At 70.8% G+C, this 9737-nt stretch carries 7 protein-coding genes and 1 pseudogene; 5 read left to right on the top strand and 3 right to left on the bottom strand.

Features of this window, described 5'->3' with window-relative positions:
• On the bottom strand, positions 1 to 2565 hold a 2565-nt coding region (locus FV228_RS11950), incomplete at its 3' end, for a UvrD-helicase domain-containing protein (RefSeq protein ID WP_187277711.1).
• 114 nt (positions 2566 to 2679) lie between these two features.
• On the opposite strand from FV228_RS11950, the gene minC (FV228_RS11945) reads away from it, so the two are divergent.
• The 5 genes from minC (FV228_RS11945) to FV228_RS11925 all read left to right on the top strand — a co-directional run bounded on the left by minC (FV228_RS11945) (position 2680) and on the right by FV228_RS11925 (position 6762).
• Complete coding sequence (gene minC / locus FV228_RS11945) at positions 2680 to 3435, top strand: septum site-determining protein MinC (RefSeq protein ID WP_147854824.1); 756 nt, start codon at positions 2680 to 2682, stop codon at positions 3433 to 3435.
• Between the two features lie 376 nt (positions 3436 to 3811).
• Positions 3812 to 4540: a septum site-determining protein MinC gene (minC, locus tag FV228_RS11940; RefSeq protein ID WP_147854823.1), complete on the top strand. Its 729-nt coding sequence runs from the start codon at positions 3812 to 3814 to the stop codon at positions 4538 to 4540.
• Positions 4541 to 4570: 30 nt separating this feature from the next.
• On the top strand, positions 4571 to 5386 hold the full coding sequence (gene minD / locus FV228_RS11935) for a septum site-determining protein MinD (protein ID WP_147854822.1): 816 nt from the start codon (positions 4571 to 4573) through the stop codon (positions 5384 to 5386).
• A complete protein-coding gene (minE, locus tag FV228_RS11930; protein WP_147854821.1) occupies positions 5383 to 5721 on the top strand; it encodes a cell division topological specificity factor MinE in 339 nt (112 codons plus the stop codon). Before minD ends, minE begins: the two co-directional genes overlap by 4 nt.
• Positions 5722 to 5877: 156 nt before the next feature.
• Positions 5878 to 6762, top strand: coding sequence for an alpha/beta hydrolase (locus FV228_RS11925; RefSeq protein WP_147854820.1), 885 nt, complete (start codon positions 5878 to 5880; stop codon positions 6760 to 6762).
• Here the strand turns inward: FV228_RS11925 and FV228_RS11920 are convergent.
• Entirely contained in the window at positions 6752 to 8188 is a 1437-nt protein-coding gene (locus tag FV228_RS11920) for a cytochrome P450 (protein ID WP_187277710.1), read from the bottom strand. The genes FV228_RS11925 and FV228_RS11920 overlap by 11 nt on opposite strands.
• A gap of 85 nt (positions 8189 to 8273) precedes the next feature.
• Positions 8274 to 9737 (bottom strand): annotated as a pseudogene (locus FV228_RS11915) (ABC transporter ATP-binding protein); the annotation flags it as partial.

Below are 9737 nucleotides of genomic sequence, written 5' to 3'. Positions count from 1 at the left end.
GCCCCCCGCGTCGCCCCCGGAGCGGATCGCCCCGGCCGAGCCCTGCATGCCGTCGATCAGGTAGCCGTAGAGGTCGCGGAACTCCGGACCCAGCGCCTTCTGGCCAAGGAAGTACTGGGTCGGGTTCGGCGCCTCGTAGCGGGTCAGGTTGAGGATGCCGACATCGACCAGCGCAACGGTGATCCGCGCCGGCTCGCCGGCCTTCAGACCGGTGAGCTGCACCGGGATCGTCAGGTCCTGGCGCGGGCGGGTGCGCTCCGGGGCCTTCACGGCGACGCCGAGGCTGCGCCGCTCGCGGTCCACCGAGAACCAGGCGAGCCCGAGCGCCCGCCCCGGCAGCCGCTTGGCCGCCTGGTCGAGGGGCCGGTAGGCGGTGGCCACCAGGTAGGCGCCCGCGCCCCACTCGGCCTTGACCGGCAGGCTCACCGTGGTGCCGCCCGACGGGACGCTGACCTCGACGGTCTCGTGCACCCGGTCGCCGACCACCATGAGGCTCGCCTGCCCCTTGAACGACGGGCTGAGCTTGGCCCGCAGGGTGTCGCCGGCCGCGTAGGCGGCCTTGTCGAGGGTGAGGTCGAGCAGGTCCGGCGCCTCCGCGGTCTCCGAGCCGCCCCAGCCGACGGTGAAGCCGAGGCTCGCGGTGGCGTCCGGGGCACCCGGGGCCGAGACCTCCAGCCGGTCCTGGCCGGCGACCGGGACGCCGAGGCCCTTGAGGGCGCGGATCACCTCCTCGAAGGCCGGCCCGCGCTTGCGGACCAGGATCAGCACGTCGCCGGGGCGCCAGACCCGGCCGGTGGCGTCGCCCTGGATCGTCCAGGTCCGCACCGCCTGCGCCACACGCCGCGCGGTGACGATCGCCGGGGCGCTGGTCTCGGGGGCGTCCACGGGCGCCGTCCAGGCATCCGGCTCCGGGGCAGGCTCGGGCTCGGCGATCGGCCACAACTCGACCGCCCCGGGGGCGCCGGGCCGGGCGCTGGCGTGGACGGTCCGGCGGGCGACGTCCTCGAACGACAGGCCCTCGTTGTGCGCGTCGAGGGCGAACACCGCGTCGACCGCCTGAAGCACCATCCCGGTCGAGCGGAACGACAGGGTCAGCGGCACGTCCTCGAAGGTCAGGCCGGCGGCTCGCGATTCCTGGATCCAGGCCGCCCGGGTGAGCGCGAATTCCCGCGGCTCGGCGCCCTGGAAGCCGTAGATCGATTGCTTCGGGTCGCCTACCGCGAACCGGGTCCGGGTCCCGGCCCGGGCACCCTCGCCGGCGGCGAATTCCTGGGTGATCGCCCGCAGGATCTCCCACTGCTCCGGGTTGGTATCCTGCGCCTCGTCGACCAGCACGTGGTCGATGCCGCGGTCGAGCTTGTAAAGTACCCACCCGGCCCCGACCCGGGCCAGCAGGTCCAGGGCCTTGTGGATCAGGTCGTCGAAATCGAGCGCGCCGAGCCGGGCCTTCTGCGCCTCGACCCGGCGGTGGATCTCGGCGGCGAGCTGGAACAGGGCCTGGGTGCGGGCATGCGCCCGTGCGGCGCGCAAGCGATCGAACAGCGGTTCCAGCCGATTGCGCTCGGCGATCAGGCACGCCTTCACGTCCGCCGGGACACCCTTGGTGCCGAGGCTGGTATCGGCCTTGGGCTCGTCCTTCTGGGTAAAGAACACCCCACGGTAGAGATCGAGCGCTTCGGACCGGTCCGGCAGATCCTCCGATCGCGCCCGCTCGGCCTCGGCCGCCGCCAGGGCGTCGGCCAGCTTCTCGTCGTTGGCCTTGCCGGTGCGCAATCCGTCGATCAGCGCTGCCCGGTCCTCGGGTCTGCAGCCTGGGCCGCCGTCCAGGATCGCGGCCTCGACAGCCTCCGCGTTCTCTTCGTCGGCTAGCCCGAGGGCCCCGTGCAATTCTTCGAAGGAACGCTCCATTCGGGCGCGGTCGCCGATCAGACTTCGCGCTCGCAACGCGGAGCGGATCGCCGCCCGCAGGGTGTCGCCCGTCGCCTCCGGGGTGACCCGCGCCAGCGCCGCACTGAGCGGCGTGTCGCCGTTCGACACCGCGTCGGCCAGTACGTTGGCCATCTCGATGTCGAAGATCTCTCTCGCTTTGGTCTCGTCGAGCACCACGAACCGGGCCGGCACGTTCGCCTCGAACGGGAACATGTGGAGCAGCCGCTCGCACAGGGCGTGCAGAGTCTCGATCTTGAGGCCCCCCGGCGTCTCCACCGCCCGGGCGAACAGCCGCCGCGCCATGCGCAGCCGCTCCGCGTCGGCCCGCTCGCCGGTCAGCGCCGTGAGCTCCGCCGCAAGCGCGGCGTCGTCCAACGTCACCCAGCGGCCGAGCAGGCGGAACACCCGGATCGCCATGTTGGCAGCCGCCGCCTTGGTGAACGTCAGGCACAGGATCCGGCCCGGGGGCGCCCCGTCGAGGAGCAGGCGCACGACGCGGTCGGTGAGGACCTTGGTCTTGCCCGCACCGGCATTGGCCGATACCCAGGCCGAGGCGCGGGGATCGGCCGCCCGGCGCTGGTTGGCCTGGGTCAGGTCGTCGACGACGAAGGGTCGGGGCGCGGGTACGCTGCTCAAGGTCTCGTCCGGATCGGCTGTCGGACCTCTCTACAACAGAAACGCCCCTGCGGGCCGAGCAAGGCGTCACACGAGGCGTTGCGGGATTGCCCCCGGCGCGGTCGCACCGCATGGATGCAGCAACCCGCCACCCGCCACGCGACACCGAAAACGCCCGTGACCCAGCCGACATCCGAGCCGGCGCGCCCGCCGATCCGCTTCCGCGGCCGCTCCTTCATGGCCACCGTTCTCGCCCCCGTGCCGCCCGTGGCCGAGTGGCTCGGCGACCTCGACGCCCTGAACCGCCGCGCGCCAAACTTCTTCGCCGGCCGGCCGGTGATCCTCGACCTCGCCGGCCTGCGGCTCACCCGGGAGGACCTCGATGGCCTGCTCGCCGAACTCGCCGCCCGCCGGATCGCGATCCTGGGCATCGAAGGCGCGCCGCCCGCGATCCTCACCCCCGAACTGCCGCCGGCCCTGTCGGGTGGCCGCCCCGCCGGCGAGGTCGCCACCCCGGGCGAGGATGCACCCGCCGAGCCGGCCGCCAAGGAGATCGCCCGGTCGCTGATCCTGGATGCGCCGGTGCGCTCGGGCCAGACCGTGCTGCATCTCGAAGGCGACGTGACTGTGCTCGGCGCCGTGGCCTCGGGGGCCGAGGTGATCGCGGGCGGGTCGATCCACGTCTACGGCGCCCTGCGCGGCCGCGCGGTCGCGGGCGCCGCCGGCAATCCAAGCGCACGGATCTGGTGCCGTCGATTCGAGCCGGAACTGGTGGCGATCGACGGCCTCTACCGCGCGGCCGACGACCTCGACCCGACCTTCCAGGGGCAGGCCGTGGAGGTGCGGCTCGTGGAGGACGCGATCAAGCTCAGTCTGTTCGAGCGCGGGTAAGGAAGCGGCTTACCATCTTCCCGGGCGCCCGCCCGACGAACGGTTGGAATCCATTTCCCTGCCGGATGGTCTGACGCCGGACTATTCGAAGATTTGACGGTTCGATCGCAAACGCGAGGCCTGAAACAGCGCCGCGAGAAAAACCTTTTTTCTGTCGATGTTTAAGAAGAATCGGCCGGACCCGTCAGGCGCTTGCGTGTCGACGGCCGGGACGCAAACGGTGAGGTGCGGAGTGTCCCCGATGACGGGGTCCAAGGACCGCACAGATCCGCCGATACCAGGATCCCGGCAGAATTTGCCGACCGGATCCAAAACTTAACCCTTCGGTAACCATGCCAGCCGTCAATGGTCCGGTAAGGACTCTTAACGGGCCGACATGAGCGAAACCCTCCCCGAGCCGATCGACGACCCGCAGACCGCCCCCGCGGCGGCTCCTGCGCCCCGGCCGCTCAGCCTTCGCGGGCGGGCGTTCAAGGGCCTCGCCCTCACCCCCGAGCCGCCGCTTCCCGAGTGGCTCGCGGGCCTCGACGCGGCGCTGAAGCGCTCGCCGACCCTGCTGAAAGGCCGGGCCGTCATCCTGGATTGCGCCCAGTTCAAGCCCGAGCCGGACGCGCTCGAAACGTTAATGAACGAACTCAAGGCCCGCGGCATCACGGTCCTGGGGATCGAAGGGATCGACGCCGTCGCGGCCGGATTTCCACCGCTGCTGGTGCAGGGGCGTCCGTCGGACACGGTCGAGATGCCGTCGGCGCCCGCCGAGCCGGAGCCGCAGGTGGTCACCTCGATCACCGTGGAGGGCTCGGTCCGCTCCGGTCAGAGCGTGATCAACCCGACCGGCGACGTCACCGTGATGGGGTCGGTCTCCTCAGGGGCCGAGATCCTCGCCGGCGGTTCGATCCACGTCTACGGCGCTCTGCGCGGTCGCGCGATCGCCGGTGCCGCGCGCAACCCGCGCGCACGAATCTACTGCCGCAAGTTCGAGCCCGAGTTGCTGGGGATCGACCGCCTCGTGCGGACGGCGGAGGACATGGGCACGGCCCTGCGCGGCAAGGCCGCCCAGGTCTGGCTCGATGGCGGCAACATCCGAATGGCAAGCTTAGACTAATCCAAGCTTAGAAATCAGGGAGATCCACGCGTGGCAAAGGTTCTCGTCGTCACATCGGGCAAGGGCGGCGTCGGCAAGACGACGACGACCGCGGCCCTCGGAGCGGCCCTGGCACAGGGCGGGCAGAGCGTGTGCGTCGTCGATTTCGACGTCGGCCTGCGCAACCTCGACCTGGTCATGGGTGCCGAGCGCCGGGTGGTCTATGACCTCATCAACGTCGTCAACGGCGACGCCAAGCTGCCGCAGGCCCTGATCAAGGACAAGCGGCTCGACACCCTGTTCCTGCTGCCGGCCTCGCAGACTCGCGACAAGGACGCGCTCACCGATGTCGGCGTCGCCCGGGTGATGGAAGAGCTGCGTGAGCGGTTCGACTGGGTGGTGTGCGACTCGCCCGCCGGCATCGAGCGCGGCGCCCAGCTCGCCATGCACCACGCCGACGTGGCCGTGGTTGTGACCAACCCCGAGGTCTCCTCGGTGCGCGACTCCGACCGGATCATCGGGCTACTCGATTCCAAGACCGCCAAGGCGGAAAAGGGCGAGGAGATGGAGAAGCACCTCATCCTCACCCGCTACGACCCAATGCGGGCCGACCGCGGCGACATGCTCAAGACCGAGGACGTCCTCGACATCCTGTCGATCCCGCTGCTGGCGATCATCCCCGAGAGCCAGGAGGTGCTGCGCGCCTCGAACCTCGGCTGCCCGGTCACCCTCAACAACCCCCTCTGTGCCCCGGCGCGGGCCTACGCCGATGCGGCGCGCCGGCTGAAGGGCGAGGACGTGCCGATGAGCATGCCGACCGAGCGGAAGTCGTTCCTGGACAAGCTGTTCATGCGGAGGGCGGCATGAGCATCCTCGGCATCTTCCAGAAGCGCAACTCCGGCGCGGTCGCCCGCGACCGCCTGCAGCTGATCCTCGCCCACGAGCGCGCCGAGTCGGGCCGCCCCGACCTGGTGATGCAGCTCCGCGACGAGATCCTGGCGGTGATCGCCAACCATGTCTCGGTGGAAGCCGACAAGGTGAAGGTCACCCTGGAGCGTGGTGAGGGCGTCTCGACGCTGGGTCTCGACATCGAGCTTCCGCTCGGTGTCTCGGCCAAGCTCGATGCGAAGCTGGCGGCCAAGCTGGCCGAGGTCGCAGCCAACAGGGGCGGGCGCAAGCCCGCCGCCAAGAAGGCCGCTTGAGCCGGACCGGGATCGTCGCCGCCGGCACGAACGTTTGCAAGCCGCGTCCGCCGAGCCGGGCGCGGCTTCGTCATGTCGGTCTCGACCGCGCGTGATTGCGCCCCATCTCGATTCGGCGGCGGCGGTCGGTCGTCGATCGCGTCGGGAGAGTAGACCGTGCCGAGCGCCACCACGGATGACGGCATCCGCCTCCATTACGAGGAGAGCGGAAGCGGCACGCCGCTGATCTTCGTGCACGAGTTCGCGGGAGACCACCGCAGCTACGAGGCGCAGCTTCGCCATTTCGGCCGACGCTATCGCGCCATAGCGTTCAACGCCCGGGGTTACCCGCCGTCCGACGTTCCGGACGCCGTCTCGGCTTATTCGCAGGCCCGCGCCGCCGACGACATCCTGGCGATCCTCGATCATATCGGCGCTGCGCGCGCCCACGTGGCCGGAATCTCGATGGGCGCCTTCGCGACCCTGCATTTCGGGCTGCGCCATCCCCACCGCGCCCTGTCCCTCTGCCTCGGCGGCTGCGGCTACGGCGCAGAACCCGACCGACAGGAGCTGTTTCGCGCCGAGGCCGAGGCAACCGCGACGATCCTGCGGCGGGACGGCATGGAGGCTTTCGCCGAGCGCTATGCCTACGGACCGACCCGGGTCCAGTTCGAGACAAAGGATCCCCGCGGGCATGCCGAGTTCAAGCGCATGCTGGCCGAGCATTCGGCGACCGGATCGGCCAACACCCAGGCGGGCGTGCAGAAGGGACGACCGTCCTTGTACGACCTGCAGGATGCGCTGGCGCAGATCACCGTGCCGACCCTGGTCGTTTCCGGCGACGAAGACTGGCCCTGCCTGGCTCCGAGCCTGATGCTGAAACGGGTCATCCCGTCGGCCGCGCTGGCGATCCTGCCCAATACCGGCCACGCGCTCAGCGTCGAGGAGCCCGACGCCTACAACCGCCTGCTGGGCGAGTTCCTGGCGCAGGTCGAGAGCGGGCGCTGGCCGATGCGGGATCCGCGGGCGATCTCGACCACCATCACGGGAATCAAGGGTTGATCGGTTCCCGCGGGACGAGCCGGAACTTCGCGAAGCGCTGGGGCTGCGTGGTGACCACGGCGTGGGGCAGGATCGGCTCCCGGTCCTCCAGTTCGAGCCGGAACCGGGCCAGCAGCCGGGCCAGCGACAGCACCGTCTCGATCAGCGCGAATTGGGCGCCGATGCAGACGCGCGGGCCGGCCCCGAAGGGCAGGTAGGAGAACCGCGCCGGCGGCTTCGCGCCGGGCAGGAAGCGCCCGGGGTCGAACGCTTCCGGGTCCGACCAGAGCAGCCGGTGCCGGTGGAGCACCCAGGGGCTCACCATCACGATGTCACTCTTCCTGACCGGATGGCCCGCAAGAATGTCCGGGCCGAGCGCCCGCCGGACGATCACGAATGCCGCGGGGTACAGGCGCAGGGTCTCGTCCACCGTCGCCCGGATCAATGACAGTCGCCCGTCGCTCTGGCAGCCGGTCGGATCGCTGAGGTCGGCGGCCTGCGCCTCGGCGGCGAGCCGCTCCTGCAACTCGGGGGCGAGCGCCAGCATGTAGGCGGCCCAGAACAGGGTGCCGGCCGTGGTCTCGTGGCCGGCCAGGATCATGGTCGCGACCTGGTCCCGCAATTCGGCCGCGCTGAACGGCGCGCCAGTATCGGGGTTGCGGGCGGTGGCAAGCAGGTCGAGCAGGTCGCCGGAATGGCCCTCGTCCCGCGCCGCCGACTGGCGGGCCGCGATGATCCGGTCGAGGAACGGGATCCAGCGTCGTCTGAACCGTCCTCGGGCCCAATCGAGCGGCACCGGCCAGCCGGGCGGGATCACGATGTCGAGGAGGTGCGGACGCCCGATCTTGACGCTGTACTCGGCGATGAAGTCGCGCAGCTCCGGACCGTACCGGTCCATCCCGACCGAGAACATGCTTCGGCCGGCGATCTCGAGCGCCAGCCGATGGAAGGCGGCGAACAGGTCGATCGGACCCGCAGCAGCCTCCGAGACGATGCGATCCATCCCGTCGTTCACGGCGGCGGCGATGTGCGGCACGAGGCCATCGATCGCCCGGGGCGTGAACGCCGGCGCCAGGGTGCGGCGCTGATGGCGCCAGGCCGAGCCTTCGCTGATCAACAGGCCGTCACCCAGGATCGGCCGCAGGATCCGCATCGTCCCGGTGGTGCGGGCGTAGTTGGCCTGGTTCTCCACCAGGAAGTGCCGGATCGCCTCGGGATCGTTCAGGACGTAGCTCGACCGTCCGAGCAGGCCGCGCCGGGTGATCGGCTCCTCGAACGCTTGCCGGGGGAAGCCCGCCAGGCCGTTATCGCGGATGGAGCGCAGGTAGTCCGGGAGCGGAAGCTCGTGCTCCGCCAGGGCCGGGTGCGGCGGCACCAGGCGCGGCAGGCCGGCGAGGCTCGGATGTGTCCGGTCCGAAGTCGCGATCGCGTCCGATGATGGGGGCATGTCGGACCATCCTGTGCCGGAGTCGCGCCGCACTGTAAACCGCCGGCTCGCGCCGGTCGTGCGCTGCGGCACCGTCAGGCCTGGGTCACTCGGCGGCGTTGCGCAGGCGGGACTCGTTCGGCCGAAGCTGCAATCGCGCCGGGAAGCGGGCCGCCTCGGCTTCGCTGGACAGGCTGGCCACGAGACTGCCTTGGGGCAGCACGGCCCCCGTCACGTCGAGCAGCGTGTCGACCCCGCGCTCCAGCTGCTCGCTCACCCGGTCGACCACCAGGATCTCCGGATCGCGCAGCAGCGCCCGTGCCAGGCCGATCCGGACGCGGACGCGCTCGGTGAGCAACTGGCCGCGGTTGCCGACCTCCTTGTCGAGGCCGCGCCGCTGGACCGGGCGCTCCAGGTCGAACTCGCGGAACACCGCCCGGGCCTCGCGCTGGATGATCGCCTCGCCGTGCATGCGCGCCGTATCGATGCGGCCGAACAGCAGGTTGTCGAGGACGGTGCTGCGCGGGTTGATCCGATTCGGGTCGTACGATTCGATGTCGCAGCCGTCGTGTCCGTGCATGAACGCCTGGACCACACCCCGCGCCCCGACGATCCGGAGCTGCAGCGGATGATCGAGCAGGCCGAAGCGCATCCGCGGCTCGACGTAGGCGAGCGCGAGCGCCATGAACGCCACGCTGTCCGCCTCGTCCAGCCGGCCCTCCGCGGGCAGGCGGGCGAGCCGGCGGAGGTAATCGGGCAGGGCATCCGGGGTGATCAGCGAGAAGCGCCGGAACAGCGGGTGGCCGGGCGGCACGTCGGCGAAGATGTCCTTCAGGTTCTGGGCGATCGCCACGCCCATGCGGTCGAGTTCGTCCAGCAGCTTCACCCGCTCCAGCGCCTCGCGGAACAGGCGCACCCCTGCGAGCCGTCGCGGATCCGTCAGCGTCGGGTCGCGCGGCACCCCGAACATCAGGTTCTCCGCGACGGTCGCCTGCGCGTTGTAGCTGCCGCGCGAGAACGGGATCACGAGGTCCGCGAGCCCGCTCTTGGCGAAGTGTTCGCGCAGATGATCGCGGGCGGCGATCATGCGCTGGCCGGCGGGCGTATCGTGGACCACCGTGCTGAGGGCACCGAGGCCGAACCGGTAGAGGTCGTCGCCGAGATCCAGGCGGAAGAGCAGGTCGAGCAGGCGTTCGTCGAGTTCCCGGGCATCGCGGACGCCGAACCGGGCGTAGTCGATCCAGGGATCGTCGATGCTGTCGGCCGGGTTGCCGGTCTTCACCGCTTCGTTGATCCGCGCCTTGCTGAGGTCGATGCCGCGGGTCCGCAGCGGCTGGATCCGCAGCCCGTACAGCAGGTTGTCGCGCACCGTCCCGGGGAACAGGACCGGTTCGAGATCCGCGAAGGCGATGCGGCGGGACCGGACGGCCCGCGGCAGGGTCGACAGGTCGTGGTCGCCGATCCGGATCGTGCCGCTGGGCGGGACGCGCAGCCCGGCCAGGACCCGGGCGAATTCCTGCGCGATCGGTCCCGGCGGCGCCAGGGCGAGCCGGCCCGGCAGAGCGGCCTC

It is taken from the genome of Methylobacterium sp. WL18, from assembly GCF_008040015.1.
Lineage (GTDB): Bacteria > Pseudomonadota > Alphaproteobacteria > Rhizobiales > Beijerinckiaceae > Methylobacterium > Methylobacterium mesophilicum.
Note: the sequence above shows the minus strand (reverse complement) of the source record. Positions and strands in the feature narration are given on the sequence as shown.